At 67.8% G+C, this 19,611-nt stretch carries 14 protein-coding genes; 7 read left to right on the top strand and 7 right to left on the bottom strand.

Annotated features, from left to right (window positions below):
• Positions 1-5: 5 nt before the first annotated feature.
• From NAM01S_RS14185 to NAM01S_RS14165, 5 genes are all read right to left on the bottom strand, one after another.
• Positions 6-1,196, bottom strand: coding sequence for a DUF7373 family lipoprotein (locus NAM01S_RS14185; protein ID WP_157107740.1), 1,191 nt, complete (start codon positions 1,194-1,196; stop codon positions 6-8).
• Positions 1,197-1,201: 5 nt separating this feature from the next.
• Positions 1,202-2,407: a DUF7373 family lipoprotein gene (locus tag NAM01S_RS14180; RefSeq protein ID WP_067784990.1), complete on the bottom strand. Its 1,206-nt coding sequence runs from the start codon at positions 2,405-2,407 to the stop codon at positions 1,202-1,204.
• A gap of 61 nt (positions 2,408-2,468) precedes the next feature.
• Entirely contained in the window at positions 2,469-3,659 is a 1,191-nt protein-coding gene (locus tag NAM01S_RS14175) for a DUF7373 family lipoprotein (RefSeq protein ID WP_067784987.1), read from the bottom strand.
• The gene (locus tag NAM01S_RS14170; protein WP_067784985.1) at positions 3,659-4,909 is read right to left on the bottom strand and encodes a DUF7373 family lipoprotein; all 1,251 of its coding nucleotides are present in this window, start codon (positions 4,907-4,909) and stop codon (positions 3,659-3,661) included. Before NAM01S_RS14170 ends, NAM01S_RS14175 begins: the two co-directional genes overlap by 1 nt.
• The gene (locus tag NAM01S_RS14165; protein WP_067784983.1) at positions 4,906-6,111 is read right to left on the bottom strand and encodes a DUF7373 family lipoprotein; all 1,206 of its coding nucleotides are present in this window, start codon (positions 6,109-6,111) and stop codon (positions 4,906-4,908) included. The genes NAM01S_RS14170 and NAM01S_RS14165 overlap by 4 nt, the downstream gene beginning before the upstream one ends.
• Positions 6,112-6,253: 142 nt before the next feature.
• Between NAM01S_RS14165 and NAM01S_RS14160 the strand changes: the two genes are divergently transcribed.
• The gene (locus tag NAM01S_RS14160; protein WP_067784981.1) at positions 6,254-7,552 is read left to right on the top strand and encodes an FHA domain-containing protein; all 1,299 of its coding nucleotides are present in this window, start codon (positions 6,254-6,256) and stop codon (positions 7,550-7,552) included.
• A 75-nt stretch (positions 7,553-7,627) separates the two neighbouring features.
• Here the strand turns inward: NAM01S_RS14160 and NAM01S_RS14155 are convergent, their stop codons facing one another.
• Complete coding sequence (locus tag NAM01S_RS14155; RefSeq protein ID WP_067785150.1) at positions 7,628-9,019, bottom strand: neutral zinc metallopeptidase; 1,392 nt, start codon at positions 9,017-9,019, stop codon at positions 7,628-7,630.
• A 155-nt stretch (positions 9,020-9,174) separates the two neighbouring features.
• Here NAM01S_RS14155 and NAM01S_RS14150 point away from each other — a divergent pair, with 155 nt between their 5' ends.
• The 6 genes from NAM01S_RS14150 (at position 9,175) to NAM01S_RS14125 (ending at position 17,748) form a co-directional block, all read left to right on the top strand.
• Positions 9,175-11,739 (top strand): FHA domain-containing protein, encoded by a 2,565-nt coding sequence (locus NAM01S_RS14150; protein WP_084482931.1) that lies wholly within the window; start codon positions 9,175-9,177, stop codon positions 11,737-11,739.
• Between the two features lie 73 nt (positions 11,740-11,812).
• Positions 11,813-13,501 carry a hypothetical protein gene (locus NAM01S_RS14145; protein WP_067784978.1) on the top strand — a complete coding sequence of 563 codons (1,689 nt, stop codon included), beginning with the start codon at positions 11,813-11,815 and terminating at the stop codon, positions 13,499-13,501.
• Positions 13,502-13,678: 177 nt separating this feature from the next.
• The gene (gene rplM, locus NAM01S_RS14140) at positions 13,679-14,122 is read left to right on the top strand and encodes a 50S ribosomal protein L13 (RefSeq protein ID WP_067784976.1); all 444 of its coding nucleotides are present in this window, start codon (positions 13,679-13,681) and stop codon (positions 14,120-14,122) included.
• A complete protein-coding gene (gene rpsI / locus NAM01S_RS14135; protein ID WP_084482930.1) occupies positions 14,119-14,619 on the top strand; it encodes a 30S ribosomal protein S9 in 501 nt (166 codons plus the stop codon). The genes rplM and rpsI overlap by 4 nt, the downstream gene beginning before the upstream one ends.
• Before the next feature lie 210 nt (positions 14,620-14,829).
• Entirely contained in the window at positions 14,830-16,206 is a 1,377-nt protein-coding gene (gene glmM, locus NAM01S_RS14130; RefSeq protein ID WP_067784973.1) for a phosphoglucosamine mutase, read from the top strand.
• A 663-nt stretch (positions 16,207-16,869) separates the two neighbouring features.
• On the top strand, positions 16,870-17,748 hold the full coding sequence (locus NAM01S_RS14125) for a type IV toxin-antitoxin system AbiEi family antitoxin (RefSeq protein ID WP_084482929.1): 879 nt from the start codon (positions 16,870-16,872) through the stop codon (positions 17,746-17,748).
• A gap of 30 nt (positions 17,749-17,778) precedes the next feature.
• Here the strand turns inward: NAM01S_RS14125 and NAM01S_RS14120 are convergent, their stop codons facing one another.
• The gene (locus tag NAM01S_RS14120; protein ID WP_067784970.1) at positions 17,779-19,431 is read right to left on the bottom strand and encodes an ABC-F family ATP-binding cassette domain-containing protein; all 1,653 of its coding nucleotides are present in this window, start codon (positions 19,429-19,431) and stop codon (positions 17,779-17,781) included.
• Between the last annotated feature and the right edge of the window lie 180 nt (positions 19,432-19,611).

Below are 19,611 nucleotides of genomic sequence, written 5' to 3'. Positions count from 1 at the left end.
CTCGGCTACTGCTGATAAGCCAGCAACTTGTATTGTGCCGCTGCCTTCTGGTGCAGCTGCTGGGTGTTCGTTGCCGTCACCCGCGCCACGTAGCGGTCGTGGATTACGAAGCACACCGGCGGATACTGCGGTGAGTTGCTTTTCTTGTCCTTGGTGTCGAAGCACTTCGCGGTGGGCAGCTTCGGCGGACCGTCCATCGGTGTATAACCGCTCGCGTCGAGTTCCGTGAATGCGGCGAGAAGTCGCTCGGCTGCATCGGCGTTCGCGGTGCGATACACCCGGCCGCCGGAGTACGCGACAAGATCGACTTTCGCGTCCGCGAACGCGGGCAAGGTCATTCCAGGATGCCGTTCGAAATGCAGCGCAGCCTGTGCTGGCATCACAACGGATTGGTCGTACTTCCGCTTCTGGCCATCCTCGAGCGGGAGTGCCCGGCCGAGCAGCCCTTCCGGGTCCAGCGGCAGCGTGCCGAGCTTGTCGAGCGGCGACGGGCTGTAGCCCTTCAGAGCGTCGACCAGGTCGGTGAAAGCCTTCTGCACGAAGGCGACGAGCGGCGCCGCCTCTGGGGGCTCGGTCAGCGGATCGTCCATGTGCACGTACATCAGTAGTGCGTCTTGTGTCAGCCAGGCATCGAGATACTTCTTGCTGGGTGACCATTTGGCTCGGGCTTTGGGGAACCCCGGGATGCTGACCGCCTCACCCGGGAGGTTCGCCGCTTGGCGCTCGGCGAATCTCCTCGCCGCCTCGTCGGCGTGGTTGGCGTCGGTGAATCGGAGCACTTGCATCTCGACGGACCGACCGGGCGCCGGTATGGCGCGACGTTCGGCGGACGCAGCCCATCCGGTGACATAGCCCTGCAGGAGCGCCGGAAGCTCCTCACGGTCGATCGAATAGGGCGTCGAGTTGTTGTCCGGAGTCAGCCTCCGGTCGGTGTTCACGAGTCGTTGGAAGGCGAACCGGCCGTCGATCTCGACCGGTAGCGGAACATGCTCGCCGATTCGCACGGCCTCCAATGCCGCACCGGTCTGATCCGACCGTATTGTTTCCGCGTCCCGAGGGACCGAGGCGTAGTTGCCGGAATCCAGTGCCGAGACATCGATGGCGGGCGTTGCTGGTCCGGAGTCGTCTTGCCCGCAGCCCGTAGCAGCGGTGACCACGGCGGCAATGGCGAGGCACAGACTGTGTCGGTATCGCATGGGTATCACTCGCTCTTCGCCAGGATCGCGTACTGGGCCGCCGCGCGCTGGTACAGAGCAGGGTCGATAGCGCCGGAGAGCCGAGCCTTCGAGACCACGATCCCGACATAGCGTCCGTGGACCACCGCGCAGAACAGGTCGTAGTCTCTGATCGAGTCGGTGGTGTCGAGTCTGACGCAGCGCGCGTCGGGCAATCCCGGCGGCGCGTTCAGTTCTTCATCGTTCTTGCCCAGCCGGACCAGTGCCGATTGCAGTCGGATCGCGGCGGGCAGATCCCGTGCCCGGTAGACGATTCCGCCACGTCTCCCGACGAGATCGACGCCGCTTTCTCGGAAGACCGCCTGCATCTCCACCGCGTTGCGTTCGTAGTGCAGCGCACCGGAAGGCTCTAGCGGCCCGAAGTCGTACTCGACGAAGAACGGGTCGGTGCCGTCCGTCGCTTTCGGTGCCGCACGCCGCATGACGCCCTCCGGGTCGAGCGGGGTGTCGAGGATGTCGTCGAGCGGCGCGGGACGCAGTTGGCCGAGCAGTTCGATCTGCTTGTCGATGGTCTTCTTGAAGACGCTCGCCAGCGCGGCTTGATCGGGCTGCGGCACACCGACATTCGTCAGCATCACGAAAGGGCCCTTGGCGAGGAAGGACACCGCGGTGATGTCGTCCGCCGAGGTGGCTTTCGCATCGGGGTGCCCATCGACAGCGATGGGATGACGGCCCGGATCCTCGTTGGTGATCCGGTCGAAATCCTCCGCGGCCTTCCTGCTGGCCTGCTCGGTCGGGAAGCGGAGGATCGAAACGATGAGTTTCTTACGGTTGCGCAGATCGGGATTGATACGCGAGACGTACGCCCCGGCAATCAGTTTGTTGTCGACGGTGACCGGTTGATACTTGTCGGGGAGGATTTTGCGGATGAAGGGGGCCTCGGGATACGAGAACAGTTCGACATCGCCGATCACCGTCAGCGCGCTGTCGATATCGGTGGGGAGAACCAGATAGTTGAGCATCCGCCTGGCCTCGATGTCCATTACATCCGCTGCGCTGCCTATCCTCGGCTCGTACGCGGTCGGTTCGTTCGCATACGAGCCGGTGTTGAGTGAACCGACGTCCACCGGTGCCAAGCCCGGTTGGGGAGAACCCGCAATACTCGATGAACAGCCGATAGCCGCCGACGCCGTCACAGCGAGCAGCCCTAACAGACCACGACGGACTTTCATGCCTCCCCCAATCCGGACATCGGTACCGATGCCACCGCTCTACTTCCCGCCGGATCCTACGTCAACCCGCCGAACCATGTGCCAGCAGCAGGTATTGGGCGCTCGCTCGCTGCGCGAGGTCCTGCGGTTGGTTCGCGGTGACTTCGGCGACATAGCGGTCGTGGGAGAAGTAGCAGCGGTGTTCGAGGATGATGCGGGCGCTCTGCGGCGGACCAGGGTCTTCGCGGAAGCAGCGGGCGTCGGGTAGGCCGGGTGGGCTGTCGATGGGGTCGTAGTCGTGCGGGACCTGCGCGGCGAGGGCTGCGGTGAGCCGGGCCGCTGCGGCGGGATCGCTTGCGCGGTAGACGCGGGTGCCCGCGTAGGCGATCAGGTCTACGCCCGCGTCTTCGAAGGCGCGGCGGGTGAGGTCGGGGCGGCTTTCGAGATGGAGGGCGGCGGGCACGGTGTAGACGCCGGTCACGTCCTCCAGGGTGCCGGGTCGTTCGGCCGCGAGGGTGCGGGCGAGCAGGGCGTCGACCGTTGTGTCGGAGAGCTTTTCGACAGGGGTGGGGGTGAAGCGGTCCAACTGCTCGAACTGGCGGTCGAAGAGTTTCTTGGCGATCGCGAGCAGTGGCGCCGGGTCGGGCGGCGTGGCGAGACCGTCGGAGACGAAGGTCCACAGCAGGTAGTCGCCCCGAGCGGTCCACGACTGCACCGAATCGTGGGCGGTGAGGTAGGTGCGGCCGGTGGGGTATCCGGGGATTTCGAGGGTCTGCTTGGGCGGGTACTTCTCGATTCCCTTGTCCGCCAGCACGTGCATGGCGTGCGTTGCCTGCTCCGGTGTGGTGAAGCGCAGGAGCGCGATGGCCACGTCGAGTCCGAAGTTGCGATTGGCGCGGCGGGAGCCGCCGGTGTGCCATCCGGCGATCAGCCCGGGCGCCTGCTCGCCGAAGTTCTCCAGGTTGCTGATCCCGCTGCCGCGGAACGGTGGGTTGCGGGCGGTGTAGTGGTGGCCTGCGAAGTTGGTGCGGCCGTGGACGAGTCGACTGTCGAGATCCATGGGCAGCGGGACGATGCTGCCGAGTCGGATGGATTCGCGGACGGCTCCGCTGTCGGCGGTGCGCAGCGTGGACAGGTCACGGGGCGTCGTCGGGTAGTTGCCCGGATTCAAGGCGGCCGTGTCGACGCTCGCGGCGGGCTCTGACCCGCATCCCGCGGAAAGCGCGAGCAGGACGGTGAGAAAGGCGAGTGCGACGCTGGAACGTGCGACCATCAGGCACCCCGCGCCAGGATCGAATATTGGGCGGCCGCACGCTGATACAGGCTCGGGTCGAACAGTCCGCCGGGCAGGCCGTCGCCGCCGACCACAGCGACGTAGCGTCCGTGGACGAGGACGCAGATGTACTCGTAGTACTGGTCGAAGGCGTCCGTGTCGCGCTGCAAGCACTGGGCGTCGGCGATGCCGGGTGGACTGTCGCGTGATTGCTCGTCTTCGCGTGGCTCGGTGAGGGCACGCTGGAGGCGGAACGCGGAGTCGAGATCGCGCGTGCGGTATACCGTCGCGTCGCTGCGCGCGACGACATCGACGCCCGCGCTCGCCAGCACGGTCTTCAACTCGGCGGCGCGCGGCTCGAAATGCAGCTGCCCGGCGGCGTCGTAGATTCCGGCCGGCTGGACGCGGCGGGCGGTGTCGTCGCCGCTCACCGGTAGCGGCGGTAGCGCGAGTCGCATGATCCCGTCCGGGTTGGCGGGCAGATCGAGGATCTGGTCGACCGGTGTTGGCTCGAACCGGGTCAAGCGGTCGAGCTGTAGATCGAGCATCGTTCGCAGTTGTGTCACAAGGGCGTTCGGGTCGGGCTGGGGGACCGTGGTCATCGCCATGACCACCATCGGGCCGCGGGTGGCGAACACGTAACCCTTCTGGTCGTTCGCGGTGGAGGCCACGGCATCCGGATGACCCGGAATCGCGAGGGCATGCCGGTTCGGTAGGAGTTCGCCCATGACGCGGTCGAATTCCGTTGCGGCGGAGCGGGCCGCGTCGTCGGAAGGAAATCTCAGCAGCGCGATCGACATGTTGCGTATGGCCCGAAGTTTCTGATTCGAGCGGACGGTGACGACGCCCGCGATCAGCCGGTTGCTTTCGGCGATCGGCTCGAATTGGGCGGGCAGCACGCCGAGCGAGTCGCTGAACGCCGAACCAGGAGCGGCGACGATCCGCGTCGTATCGAGGGCGGCCATCTCGCTGTCGACTTCGTAGGGCGCGACAAGATAGCCGAACAACCGCCGCGACTCGATCGCGAAGACGTCGCCCTTGGTCTCCAGTTTCGGTTCGTAGTCGACGGGAGCCGAAGGGAACGGGCCGACGGTGAGACTCGCCAGATCGACCGGAGTCATGCCTGGCACGCCACGTCCCTCGAGCTGGGCGCCGCAGCCGGAGGCCGCACCGGCGAGAACGACGAGCGCAGCGGCGACGGACAGCCGCGCTCGAATCTCTTTCCGGCGGTTGCGGTCCGCGATGCTCACAAGCTGTTGGCCAGCAACGCGTACTGCGCCGCGACCTTCTGACGGACGTCGGGCTCCTTGTCGCTGGTCACCACGCCGACGTAGCGCTTGTACGGCACGTAGCAGCGGTACTTGTACTCCCGCTCGGGGTCGCCTTTGCTGTTGAGCTGCAAGCATTTCGCGCCGGGGACGTCGTTGGGGGCGTTGGCGGGGTCGAACTGGTCGCCCGCGGTGTCGATCAGGCCGGTGAGGAGTTTCTGGGCGGCGTCGCTGTCGCGGGTGCGGGTCACCGAGCTGGCGTCCACGATGGCGATCTTGTCGACGCCGGTCTCCTCGATGAGGCGCTGGGTGGCGGCTTGGTCGTCGGAGGAGTGGACGCCGTGGTTGCCGCTGTAGATGGCGAAGGAGACCGGATCGGGGGAGTGCCCGGAGCGGTCGGCGACGGCGACGCGGGCGAGCAGGCCCTCCGGGTCCACCTTCAGGGTGTCGAGCTTGTCGACCGGGGTCGGTTGGAACCTGTCCAGCGCGGGCACCTGGGCGGCGAACGTCTTGTCCGCCCAGTTCACCAGATCGGTGCTGTCGGCGCGGGGCCGCTGCACGTACAGCGAGATGACGAATTCGCGGTGGGCGAGGAAGGCGCCGATGCTCGGAACGCCTGGGCGCCAATGGAGATAGGCGTCGGGGTACTTGGTGGAGCCGAGCCTGCGGTTTTGATCGGAGACGCCGATGTCGGCGTCCTCGAGTTCGCGGGCCGCGAGCTTGGCGGTGGCCTCGTCCGGGAAGCGGAACACGACGTTGGTGATCGCGGTGGCGTCGGCGGCGGGTCGGGTCTGGCCGGGCGGATCGGCCTTGTCGGAACCGCTTGCGGCGAAGCCGGTCACCATCTTGCGGTTGTCCAGCACCGGCTTTGAGACGTTGGCGACGAAGTCGAGCGCCGCCTCGGTGTCGGTGAGCACGGTGCTACCGCGGCCGAAGGTGAGCGACGGATCGATCCGCACGGTGGGCACCACGGCTTCGGACATGCGCATGCCCTCCAGCAGCGCGCCGTCGCCGTTCGAATCCTGGTCGTACGCATGCTTGTCCACCGGATAGGTGCCGACCGCCAGATTCCGGACGTCGAGCTCACCGGGTAGCGCGGTGCCCGCCACGCTGCCGCACCCGGTCAACGCACCGGCTACCGCAACACACGCCGCCAAGATCGCGATGCGCGAAGTCCGAACCATGACAGGCCCCTCGTTCCTCCCGTACGTGCCCTTGAAGATAACCGACGAACGCCGGGCAGAGCGACCGATCAGACACCGATTGCAATACGCTGGGTGCCATGGCGACGACCTTGGACCAGAGCACCGGTGGAGGCCGATACCGGTGAAGGATCGGCAGGTCGAGGTCGTCGCGGGGAACCACGCCGTCGCCCGGGTCGCGGGCGCGGTGCTGGTGGTCGCGCATCGGGGACGGGGCGAACCGACCGAGGACTCGCCCGCCGTCATCGCGCTCGAATCGCTCGCGGAACTGGTGAGGGCCGCCGTCGAACAACAGCCGGACGGTCCCGGCGCGCTGGTCGCGCGGCAGGCGACGCGTTGGCTCATGAAGCACGCCGAGCAGATCAGCCCGGGTGTGCCGATCGATTTCGGCATCCTCTCCGCGGCGGAGAACGGCGGCGTCGCGATCTTCCTGCACGGCGCGGTGACCGCGGTGCTCGCCGGGGACGGCAGGGACGAGCGGTACCGGGGCAGTGACGCCGCGTTCACCGTCGACCGGGTCGCGTCCGTTCCGGCGCGCGGTGTCGCGTTGTTCATCGATGACGCCGATGGCCGGATCCCGGAAATGCCGCGGCAGCGCGGAATCGGCTGGCTCGTCGAGGGAATCGCCCAGGCCGGAGGCGCGGTCGTCTGGTCGGACGGCGCTCGTTCGCGCGCGGTCGCCCGGCCGGAGCCCACCGAACACCGAGAGCCGCAGCACCGCACGCCCGTCGCGCCGCTGCCGACGGCGCGCATCGACCCCGAGCCGCGTCGGCAACCCCGGCCCGAGCCGCAACCCACGGCGACGCAGGCGTCTACCTCCATGCTGGACTCGGTGGCCGACCCGCACGAGGCCGACACCCAGATCGGCGGCACCAACCCGGCCCCACAACCCGATCCCGATCTGCAACGCCGCCTCGAAGCCACCGCGAAGGCGACCGCGCTGACCGTGAAGGTGATGGGATTCAAGTGCGCGCGAGCCCATCCCAGCGATCCGCGCGCGGCGTTCTGCACCGTCTGCGGCATGCCGGTGGACCAGACCCAGGCGCTGATCGAGGTGGTCCGTCCGCCGCTGGGCATGCTGATCCTCGACGACGGCATGACCTACATGCTGGCCGCCGACGCGGTGCTCGGCCGCGACCCCGAACACTCCGAGGCCGCGCAGCGCGGGCTCATCCCGCTGAAGGTGGAGGACAACTCCGGCGGAATGTCTCGCGCGCACGCGGAGATTCGCCTGATCAACTGGGACGTGACCGTGGTGGACCGCGGCTCGACCAATGGCACCCGCACGCGGTTGCCCGGTTACCGCGACTGGGTCCGGCTCAATCCCAATCAGCCGATGATCCTGGTGCCCGGCACCGAGGTGATGATTGGCAATCGCGTGCTGCGTTTCGAACCCGCCGCGCCGCCGCCGTTCGGCGGCTGACGCTCGGCGGGTTTGCCGACAAGGTGCTGTCGATGCAGTCCACCGTCCGCCCGCGCACGGCCGCGGAGGTACGCCCTACGAGTACCGCGACATGCAGGTGTTCTCGCCGTTGAGCACACCCGCGCGGAAGGCGTCGACCCTGGCGAACCCGCTCGGCACGGTCTTGCCCTGCGCGTCGCTTGCCGCGAGACCGTCGGTGAGCAGGCCCGACACCGCCTCGTCCAGGTCGCCAGCGGCGAGGGAGATATCGCCCTGGGTGCGTTGGCGATTCGGGTCGGCGAGCTTGCCGGTGACCACGCCGGCCAGGCACGCGGCGCGCAGCCCGGTCTTGGCGCCGACCAGCGACTGGCCGTGGCTCTGCTGGACCGCGAGGGTGTAGCGCGCGATGAAGACGACGTAGCCGTTGTAGTCGCCGGTGACCTTCAGCGGCAGCGGGTCGTCCGCGTCGACATCGGCCGTGCCGCGTTTGGCCAGCTCGGGAATGTCGGTGGCGATGAGATTCTCGGCGGGACAGTAGGAGACGGGCGCGGTGGTGGTGCCGTCGCGGCAGTCGATCCGCGCGCCGTTGTAGTTGTAGGTCGGACTGTCCTCGATGGGCAGGATCGCGGCGAGCGCCTTGGTGAGCTCGATCAGGCTTTCCTTGTCGATCGGGTACTCGCCGGTGCTGCCGCCCAGCGTCTGCGGCAAGCCGCCGCGGCGCTGGTTGATCTCGTCGATGTCGATGCCCTTGCACGCCTTCGGGCCGTCGGTGAAGCCGATCTGCACCGCGGTGACCCGCTCGAACGCCGAGCCGTGCACGCTCTCCGGATCGTCGGGATCGGAATCGCGGATCGCGACGGTCGCGGCGAGCACCGTGTTGAGACCGTCGGAAGTATTGATGGTGAAGTGCTTCGACTTGCCCTCCGCCACATGACGGATGAACGCGCCCGCGAAGCAGTCGGCCTGCTGCTCCTTGACGATCACCGGATCCTTCGGGTCGACGATCTTGGCCTGTGATTGGACGGCATGCCCGTACTCGTGGGCGAGCACCATCACGACGGCCATCTTGCCGAAGGTTTCCGCCATGGTGGGCAAGAGAACCGAGCGGTCCCAGCCGATGGAGTTGTCCAAGCGGCAGAAGGCGGCGTTCACCAGACGGTAGGTCGTCTCCTTGCAGAACTCGGGGGCGTCGCTGCGCGGCGCCTTGGCGCTCCAGGAGATGAGCCGATCGACGGGCGCGAACTCGCCGTCGAACTCCTTGCCGTACTCGGCGCCCCAGTAGGTCTGGATGTCGTCGATGGCGTTGAGCGCAAGGGTGTCGATCTCGCCGCCGTCGCCGCCGGACGCCGTGAGGTCGGTGTCGGGGATGCCGGGACGCGGTCCGCTCGGGCCGCTCGTCGTTGGCAGTCCGGCCACCTTGAACGGGTCGTCGTAGACCGAGACCGCACGGCCGTCCACTTCGCGCGTACAGCCCGCGAGCAGGGCCATCGCGCACAGCACAGCCGTAATGACAGCGGTCGCTTGGAGTTTCGGCAAAGCTCCCCCTAGTCGGCCGGTATATCGTTCACATCGGTCGCCGGATCGGGACAATAGGCGCGTCGGGGGCACCGCCGATGTCCGGTTGATGGCATAGTATCCGCTGCATGTCTTTACCGGGGGCGCAGACCATCACCGTGCGCCATGATGGAACTGAACGGGTCTTCGATTCGAATCAGCAAGTCACCATGGGCCGTGCGCCCGAAGTGACGCTGTTCGTCGACAGCCCGCTGGTGTCGCGAGTACACGCGACGCTGACCTGGCAGGGGAGCGGCTGGGTTCTCACCGACAACGGCAGTACCAATGGCGTTTTCGTCGACGCGCGCAGGCTGAGTCAGCCGGTGTCGATCGACCGCCCGACGCAGGTCAGGCTGGGCGACGCGATCAGCGGTCCGCTGCTGCATCTGCTGCCGGCCGCGGCGCCGGTCCGGCCCGCGCGGACACCGGCGCCGCCACCGTCTTCGCAGCCGCAGCAGGCGGTTCGGCAACGGCCGAGTTATCAGCATCCGAACCGTCCGCCGGTCGGGCAGCAAGCGCATCAGCCCGCGCCGCCGCATCAACCGACACCCTCGCACCAACCGACGCCCTCGCACCAACCCGTCGGTGCGCATCATCCGCCGTCACAGCCGACGCCGCAGCAGCCCAACTTCAACATGACGACCAAGGCCGACACCTCGGCGCTGCCTCCGCTGCGCGCCAGGGCGTCGACCTCGCCGATCGCCAGGGCCGACCGGATTCCGTCCGCCGGTCTCGCCATCGGCCGCACCACCGACAACCAGATCGTCGTCAACGATCCGCTGGCCTCCCGCAAGCACGCTCGCCTGATCGCGGCGCAAGAGGGCCTCACCATCGAGGATCTCGGCTCGGCGAACGGCACCTTCGTCAACGGCACCCGGCAGCAGCGAACGGTGCTGCGCGAGCGCGACATCGTCACCATCGGCAACGTCGACTTCGTCGTCCAGCAGGGCACCCTGGTGCACCGGCAGAAGCCGGTCGCCGAACAGGGTTTGCACGTGCACGGCGTTGGATTCACCGTCGAGGGCAACAAGCAACTGCTCGTCGACGTGAACATGCAGGCGGGCCGCGGCACGCTGACCGCGCTCATCGGTCCGTCGGGCGCGGGCAAGTCGACACTGTCGAAGCTGATCGCCGGCACCACTCAACCGTCCGGCGGCGTGGTGACTTTCGAAGGACGCAACCTGCACGCCGAGTACGAGGCGCTGCGTTCCCGTATCGGCATGGTCCCGCAGGACGACGTGCTGCACCGTCAGCTCACGGTGCGCCAGGCGCTCGGCTACGCCGCCGAGCTGCGACTGCCGCCCGACACCACCAAGGCCGACCGCCAGAAGGTGATCGACGGTGTGCTGAAGGAACTTTCGCTCACCGAGCACGCCGACACCAGGGTCGACCGACTCTCCGGCGGTCAGCGCAAGCGCGCCTCGGTGGCGCTCGAGCTGCTCACCGGTCCTTCGCTGCTGATCTTGGACGAGCCGACCTCTGGTCTGGACCCGGCGCTGGATCGGCAGGTCATGGTGATGCTGCGCGAGCTGGCCGACGCCGGTCGCGTGGTCATCGTCGTCACCCACTCGGTGGCCTGCCTCGACATGTGCGACCAAGTGCTGCTGCTTGCTCCGGGCGGCAAGACCGCGTTCTGCGGACATCCGGCCGGGGTGGGCGGGGCCTTGGGCACCAGCGACTGGGCCGAGATCTTCGCCAATGTGGCGGCCAATCCGGACCAGGCGTTCGCCGCCTACCGATCCAGACAGGCGTTCGTTGCGCCACCGCCACCGCCGCCGCGCTACGGACCCGCGGGCAGCCCGCCGCAGTCGAGCGGGTTCAAACAGTTCTCGACGCTGGTGCGCAGACAGATTCGGTTGATCTTCGCCGACCGCGGCTACCTGATCTTCCTGTTGTTGCTGCCGGTCATCCTTGGTGTGCTGTCGCTGGTGGTGCCAGGCAAGAACGGCTTCGCGAAGGGCGGATACACCACCCTGCCGAACGGCGACATCGTGCCCGTCGGTGGCGGCGAGACCCAGCAGCTGTTGGTCGTGCTGATTCTCGGCGCGTGCTTCATGGGCGCCACGCTGACCGTGCGTGATCTGGTGGGCGAGCGGACCATTTTCTACCGTGAGCGGGCGGTGGGGTTGCTGCCCTCGGCGTATTTGATGGCCAAGATCGCGGTGTTCAGCGTGACCGCGTTCTTGCAGGCGGCGGTGCTCGTCGGGATCACACTGGCGGGCAAGAACCCGCCGGGCCAGGGTTCGGTCTTCTCTTCGGGCAGCGCCGAGCTGTACATCGATATCGCGTTGACCGCGGTGTGCTGCGTGGTCTTCGGCTTGCTGATCTCCAGCCTGGCGAAGTCGAACGAGCAGGTCATGCCGATGCTGGTCGTGATGATCATGGTGCAGCTCGTGATGGCAGGCGGACTCATCCCGGTCACCGACCGTGTGGTGCTGGAGCAGATCTCGTGGTTGTTCCCGTCGCGCTGGGGTTATGCCGCCGGCGCGTCGACCGTCAACATCCTCGATATCTTCGCCAACGCTCAGCAAGACAATCTGTGGAAACACTCGGCAGGCATCTGGTTCCTCGATGTCGCTTTGTTGCTGGTGATCACGGCGGTTCTCGCGATCATCACCTGGCAGCGGCTACGACTGAAGAAGTCCGCGGCGTGACCGCCTACTCGAACCGCCACGACCTGGGGTCGGCTGGGATCGCGCGCATCTCGCTCGCGCAGCAGGCACACTTATGACTGTGACGGTGCGAGTAGGGGCAGTGCATCTCGGTTGGGATGTGGTGTCCGTGGCAGCGGGCGGCGGGCGAACTCCGATCCGGCCGGTGCAGGTGGAGGGTACGTACACGCCGCCGGCGTATCTGCTGGCCGATTCGTCCGGACGGCTGCACACCGCGGGCGTCGACCGGCAACGTCCCGACCTCGGGATGGCCATCGCCGACGTGCGCGACATCCTCGGTCACCCGCAGATCGTGGTGGCCGGGGCGACTTGGCCCGCGGAGATGGTCTTCCGCGCCAGGATGTACAACCCGCTCGCCGCCATCGGCAAGTACCTGCGTGGCAAGCCGGACGTGGTGGCGTTGCCCTTCCCGGACGGCTGGCCGGACGAGAAGGTCGATACATACGCCGAGCTCGTCGAGACGCTCGATGTGGTGGTCGAACCGCTGCCTGAGAGCGTCGCGCTCTCGGGGTACGTGCGCGCGCTCGGTTTGGTGCGCGCGCCCGACGAGCGCAATCCGCGCGGCGTCGGCGCGACCGGCGTCTACTCCGACGGCCGCACGATGCTTGTCGTCGCGGTGCACGGTGACGACGAGCAGCCCACCGAATCGGTCGACGTGCCGGTTACCAGCGACGCCATGCGCGACGCGCGCTCGGCCGACAATGTGGTGATCGAGGTCATGGCCGCGGCCCGCTCGATCGGCGCGGACACCTCGACGGTGCTGCTGAGCGGCAATGTCTGCTTCAACGAGGCGCTGCGGTTCGCGTTCCAGAATCACCTGGGGCACCGGTTGCAGGTCGCCGATCATCCGATGCACGCCCTGGTGCTCGGGGCCACTCACCTGCTGGTCACGGACAGTGCGGCCGGGGAACCGGAGCAGGGCGGTCGGCACGCGGAGCCGCGGAGCGAGTATCCGCCGCAAGCTCAGCATCCTGCGCAGTGGCAGGCGGAGGCGGGGCAGCGGCCGGTCGAATCGGCTCATCGTCCGCCGGAAACGGCGCAACGACCGCCGGAAACGGTGCAGCGGCCCGATCTCGGTCCGCAGGCTCCGTCGGGATCGCCCGTGGTCACCTACGGCCCCGGTTACCCGACCGTGCCGCCGAACGCCGAACCCGCGCCCAGCGAGGAGCCGACCACCCGCGTCACCCGCGAGGATCTGGCGCGCGGTCTCCCGCCGAACCTGGCGGAGCTGGGCAGCCGGTTCACCAGGCCGCCGGGCCAGCACGGCGACGATCAGCGGAACCCCGCGCTCGGTCACCAGGCTCCCGGCTCGCCGCCGCCCGGTCCTCGGTCGCCCTATCCGCCGCCGAACCAGCAGGGTTCTTGGCAGGCACCGTCCGAGTCCGAGGAGGACGGCAAGGGCCGCAAGGGCAAGATCTGGGGCAAGATGAAGGGCAACCTGTTCGGCGCGCACACCATCGCGGGCGCGGTGGCGCTTGCCGTGGTGGCGATGCCCGCCGAGGGTGACCGGATCGAGCTCACCGGCGCCGCCGAACCGATCCGTTCGGTGGTCGGCGAGGTAGCTCCCGTGGCCTGCGGTCTGACGCCGCACGTCACGCCGGGCGAGCGCAGGCAGGGAATCGCCGCCGTCCGGGAGCCCGCCGCGGTGGACTCGGAGTGCGCGCCGCCGAGCATGGACACGCTCCGGTACGTGGTGCCCGGCCCGCCGGGCGCGATCGACCCGGGGGCCCCGGTCGAGATCTGACCGAATTCGGGCCCTCGATACCTTCCTGGTATCGTTCTGCGTTGGCGTGTGGGCGATCGGGAGATTCCTCGTGGATCACCAGTTCGCACACCGAGGCCCGGGTCTCAACCGGCCGCCGGGATTCACCTCGACCGCACGCTTTTGGCTGGCAACACCGACGACAGACAGGGAAGCACTGTGCCTACGTACAGCCCCAAGGCGGGTGACGTGACCCGTAAGTGGTACGTCATCGACGCCACTGACGTAGTGCTCGGCCGTCTTGCCGTCCAGGCAGCGAATCTGCTGCGTGGCAAGAACAAGCCGACCTACGCGCCGAACTTCGATGGTGGCGATTTCGTCATCATCATCAACGCGGACAAGGTTGCCATCTCCGGCAACAAGCGCACCGACAAGCTGATCCACCACCACTCCGGGCACCCGGGCGGCCTCAAGTCGCGCACTGTCGGTCAGGTGTTGGAGACCCGTCCCGACCGTCTCGTGGAGAAGGCCGTCAAGGGCATGATCCCGAAGAACAAGCTGGGTAACGCCATCGCGGGCAAGCTCAAGGTCTACGCGGGCCCGAACCATCCGCACGCCGCTCAGCAGCCCGTTCCGTTCGAGATCAAGCAGGTGGCCCAGTGACCGCTCCCGAGGAATTCAACGAGGACTTCGCCGAAGAGGCCGCCGTCGAGGTCGTGGAGGAGGACTACGGCTACGACGCCGAGCCCGCCGCCTACGCCCCGGTCGTCATCGATCGCCCGGTGCAGACCGTCGGCCGCCGCAAGGAAGCCGTCGTCCGCGTCCGGCTGCTCCCCGGCTCCGGCAACTTCGTGCTCAACGGCCGCACCATCGAGGACTACTTCCCGAACAAGGTGCACCAGCAGCTGGTCAAGTCGCCGCTGGTGACCGTCGAGCGCACCGAATCCTTCGACGTGCACGCCCGCCTGGTCGGCGGCGGCCCGTCGGGCCAGGCAGGCGCCCTGCGTCTGGCCATCGCCCGCGCGCTGATCGAGGTCACCCCCGAGGACCGTCCCGCCCTGAAGCGGGCGGGCTTCCTGACCCGTGACCCGCGTGCCACCGAGCGCAAGAAGTACGGTCTGAAGAAGGCGCGTAAGGCGCCTCAGTACTCGAAGCGCTGATTTTGGCTTCGTCGATCACCGCCATCCGGCACCCTGGAGGTGCCGGGGGCGGTATGGTCGGCGCGGCAGCTGTACGAGAGCAGGCTTCCAGCACCGCTGGTCGCCTGCTCTCGCTGTATTGAGTCGCGGCGTTCGCGGGCCCTGCGGTTGCTCAGGCCGACGCCTGCGGGCCAACGCGCATGTCGCGAAACCACCGATGAGGGGCGAGGTATGGGACGTTTGTTCGGCACCGACGGTGTCCGCGGGCTTGCCAACGGATCGCTGAGTCCGGAACTGGCACTGCGTGTTTCCGGAGCGGCGGCGCAGGTGCTCGGCCGCGGCAAGAAGCGTGCGCTCGCGGTCGTCGGCCGCGACCCGAGGGCCTCCGGCGAGATGCTGGAAGCCGCCGTGACCGCGGGGCTGACCGCCGCGGGCGTGAACGTGCTCTCGGTGGGTGTGCTGCCGACGCCCGCCGTCGCCTACCTCACCGGCCTCTACGACGCGTGCCTCGGCGTGATGATCTCCGCCTCGCACAACCCCATGCCGGACAACGGCATCAAGATCTTCGCCGCGGGCGGTCACAAGCTCGACGACGCCGTCGAGGACCGGATCGAAGCACTGCTTGCCGAAGACGCTCCGCAGCGTCCGACCGGCGCGGGCATCGGTCGAGTGCTGAACGCCTCCGGCGCGCGCGACCACGGCCTGGTCATCCCGGATCAGTACAGCGTGGAAGGCACCCACGAGCGGTACGTCGAGCATCTGGTCGAAGGCACCGGGCAGGACCTGAGCGGGCTCACCGTGGTCGTCGACTGCGCGCACGGAGCAGCCGCCGAGGTCGGTCCGGCCGCGTACCGCGAGGCGGGCGCGACGGTGATCGCCATCAACGCCGAACCCGACGGCCTCAACATCAACGACGGCTGCGGGTCGACCCACCTCGAGCAAGTGCAGCGCGCGGTGCGTGAGCACGGCGCCGACCTCGGGCTGGCCCACGACGGCGACGCCGACCGCTGCCTCGCCGTGGACGCCGACGGCAACATCGTCGACGGCGATGCCATTCTGGCGATTCTCGCCCTCGCCATGAAGGACGCGGGCGAGCTGGCGAAGGACACGCTGGTCGCTACCGTCATGAGCAACCTCGGCCTGCACATCGCCATGCGCGACGCCGGAATCAGCTTGCGCACCACCGCCGTCGGCGACCGCTACGTGCTGGAAGAACTGCGCCGCGGCGGCTACAGCCTCGGCGGCGAGCAGTCCGGTCACGTGGTCTTCCCGAAGTACGGCACCACCGGCGACGGCATCCTCACCGGCCTTCGCCTGATGGCGAGAATGGCCCAGACCGGCCGCACCCTCGCCGACCTCGCCGGCGTCCTGGAGACGGTGCCGCAGGTGCTGGTGAATGTGCCGGTGAACGACAAGGCCGCGGTCGCCGCCGCGCCGGAAGTGCGCGACGCGGTGTCGGAAGCCGAGCGTGTGCTGGGGGATTCCGGGCGGGTGCTGTTGCGTCCCAGTGGTACCGAGCAGCTTGTTCGGGTGATGGTGGAAGCGACGGATCCGGTGCAGGCGAAGCAGCTTGCGGATGATTTGGCGAAGCGGGTTGCGTCGGTTTAGTGGGCTCGACTGAATGGCTTGCAGCGCTTGGTATTTCAGGGGTTGCGTGGCAGTGAGGGCTGCAGGCTGGTGAATCCGCTCGGCTTCGCGGGGTTTATGGCTTAGCAGCAGCAACGGCTGGCTGGTGTGCCGAGAGTTGGTCTCCCCAGGGCGGGTAAGACGGTGGCGGGGGCTGGGTTTCGTGGTTGCGTTGGGTGACGTGATCCCGGGTTCGCTAGTTCGGGTTCGTTTGCCTGCCATGGTTTGCCCGTGAGCGGTGCTGGGCGCGTTGGGTGTGGTACCCGGCTTACCTCCCGCTGTTGGGTGGGTGGGTTCGGCTTCCGGCGTGGTCGACCGGCTGTGGTTGCGTTTGGGGAGGTTGCGGGAGGGGTGATGTCGCGTTTGTCGGGTTGCTGCTCTGCTGGCCTGACTGCTGTCAAGGCCCCTACCGCCATTTGACTACCGTCGATAGTGAAATGGTTTCGACGGTAGTCAAATGGTCGTTGAAATCGCCTTCGTAACCGCCATCTCTCTCCCGTCGATTTCGCGTCCCTCGTCCCTGGGTACGACTGCCATTCGAGCATCTACCGGCGAGTTGTCCACAGGCCCAGAGTTATCCACCGCCCAACCATTTCCGCAGGTCACCAAATCCAGCCCGCGACGCGATCAGCTCAAAGTGGTCTCATGCGACCGGGACTGACGGAAGTTCGAGACAAGCAATTCGGCGCCTTCACCGCCTGGCAGGCCTTGTGCGAGTACACCCGCGCCGAGATGCGCACTCGCGTCGACCGCGGCGACTGGGTGCGCGTGTTCCACGGCGTCTACCGCGAATCCGCGACAATGCCGACCCCGCAACTGCGAGTGGAGGCCGCGCGACTATCGATTGGAGCGCAGTCGCTGGCCGCCGCGTACGAGACCGCCGCGGAGCTGCATGGATTCGCGGTGTCCGGGAGCAGGGCAACACATGTGCTCGGTGTTCAGCGATCGCGAACCTCCCGGTTGGTGGTGCACAGCGATCGGACGGAGCCGGGGGACTTGGAACTGATCAACGGCATCGTGGCGACGAACGCGATCCGAACCGCCGTCGATATCGCGCGTACCACCGACCGACTCGACGCAGTGGCGACGTTGGACTCGGCGCTACGCCTCGGGTTCTCCCGTACAGCCCTGCTCGCGGAGAGTGAACGCCACCGAGGTCGTCGCGGCTACGCGCAGGCGGTGGAATTGATCGAACTCGCGGACGGTCGTGCGGAGTCGCCGATGGAGTCGCGGACGCGGCTGCGCTGTATCGACGCAGGCCTTCCACGCCCTGAGCCGCAGGTCGAAGTGTCGACGAGGAACGGGCTACGGCGACTCGACCTCGGCTGGCCCGAGTGGCGTATCGGCCTGGAGTACGACAGCGCCACATGGCATTCCGGCGAAGCCGCGGCAGTGCGCGACGACCCGCGGCACAACTGGCTCTCCGCGGACGGTTGGACCGTCTACTACGCGACCGCCACCGACGTGTACCAGCGACCCGAGAACTTCATCGAGCCCATCCGATGCGCGATGCGAGGGCGGTGAACAATGGTTGCCCAACTCCGGGTAGGGCGGTCAGTCCTCGATGAGCTTGCCGTTGTCCATATGCCAACGTCGCGTCGCACGAACCGAATCCAGCATCCGCCGATCGTGCGTAACCAGCAGCATTGTGCCCGTGAAGGATTCGACGGCCTGCTCCAGCTGTTCGATCGCGGCCAGGTCGAGGTGGTTCGTCGGCTCGTCCAGCACCAGCAGATTCACGCCGCGTGCTTGCAGAAGAGCCAGCGCCGCACGCGTGCGCTCGCCGGGCGAGAGCGTGTCGCAGGCGCGCAGCACGTGCGGCCCGCGCAGCCCGAACTTCGCCAGCAGCGTGCGCACCTCGGCGTCCGGCCAGTCCGGCATCTGCGCGCCGAAGGTGTCCGCGAGGGAGGCGGTCCCGCGGAAGAGTCCGCGCGCCTGATCGACTTCCCCGATCTCGACTCCGGAACCGAGCGCCGCGGTCCCCGAGTCGGGCGGGATCTTGCCGAGCAGCAGCGCGAGCAGCGTCGACTTGCCGGAACCGTTCGCACCGGTCAGCACGATCCGATCGGCCCAGTCGACCTGGGTCGTCACCGGACCGAGGGTGAAATCACCGCGGGTGACCGTCGCGTCGGATACCGTCGCGACCACCGACCCGCTGCGCGGCGCCGCGGCGATGGACATCCGCAGCTCCCACTCCTTGCGCGGCTCCTCGACGACTTCCAGCCGCTCGATACGGCGCTGCGTCTGGCGGGCTTTGGCCGCCTGCTTCTCGGTCGACTCCGCGCGCATCTTGCGACCCGCCTTGTCGGAATCCAGCTTCTTCGGGTCGCGGGCCTTCCGGCGAGCGTTGCGCACCCCGTGCTCGAGCCAGTTGCGTTGCATCTGCGCCCGCGCCTCCAGGCCGGCTTTCGTGTCGGCGTACTCGTCGTACGCATCCCTCGCGTGCTGCCGCGCGATCTCCCGTTCGGCGAGGTACGACTCGTAGCTGCCGTCGTAGACGCCAACCTGTTGCTGCGCCAGATCCAGCTCGACGATCCGGTTCACGGTGCGCGCCAAGAACTCTCGATCGTGGCTGATCACCATGAGCGGTACCCGCACGCCCGTGACGAACTGCTCGAGCCGAGCGAGCCCGTCCAGGTCCAGATCGTTGGTCGGCTCGTCGAGCAGCAGAATGTCGAAGCGGGACAACAGGACCGATGCCAGACCGGCACGCGCAGCCTGTCCGCCGGAGAGGCCAGTCATCGGCGTGTCCAAACCGCTCGCGAGGCTCTCGGTGAGGCCGAGTTCGGCGGCGACCTCCTCGGCCCGCTGATCCAGGTCGGCCCCGCCGAGCGCGAGCCAGCGTTCCAGCGCGGGCGTGTAGTCGTCCGTACCGCCCTCGGCAAGCCGTTCCGCCGCGGAGTCCATCGCATGCTGCGCCGCCGCGACCCCCGTGCGGCGGCCGAGGAACTCCAAGACCGTTTCGCCGGGAATCCGCTCCGGCTCCTGCGCGAGGTAGCCGACCGTCGCGTCCGGCGGGCTGAGCGTGATCGAGCCGGTGGGCGCCGTCCGGTCGGCGAGCATGCGCAGCAACGTCGACTTGCCCGCGCCGTTGACGCCGACCAAGCCGATCACGTCACCCGGAGCGAGCGTCAGATCCAGACCGTCGAACAGGGTGCGTTCGCCGTGTTCGGCGGAGAGTCCGCGCGCATGCAAAGTGGTGCTCACAGGGAGAAGTCTGCCGTGTTCGCGTCGGCCCGCCGCACGGGGTCGCACTCGAATGGACGCCGTCGGCGGCCTGGCGAACCGGATCCGCGCCCATGCTCGGGGTTTCACCCTGAGTCGCGGCGCGCGGAAATCAGGGTGCCGATGGGTCGACGGACCGATGTGCGCGAGCGCCCGCACGCG

It is taken from the genome of Nocardia amikacinitolerans NBRC 108937 (assembly GCF_001612615.1).
GTDB lineage: Bacteria > Actinomycetota > Actinomycetes > Mycobacteriales > Mycobacteriaceae > Nocardia > Nocardia amikacinitolerans.
The sequence above is the reverse complement of the archived record's forward strand: the minus strand, read 5'-3'. Positions and strand labels throughout refer to the sequence as shown.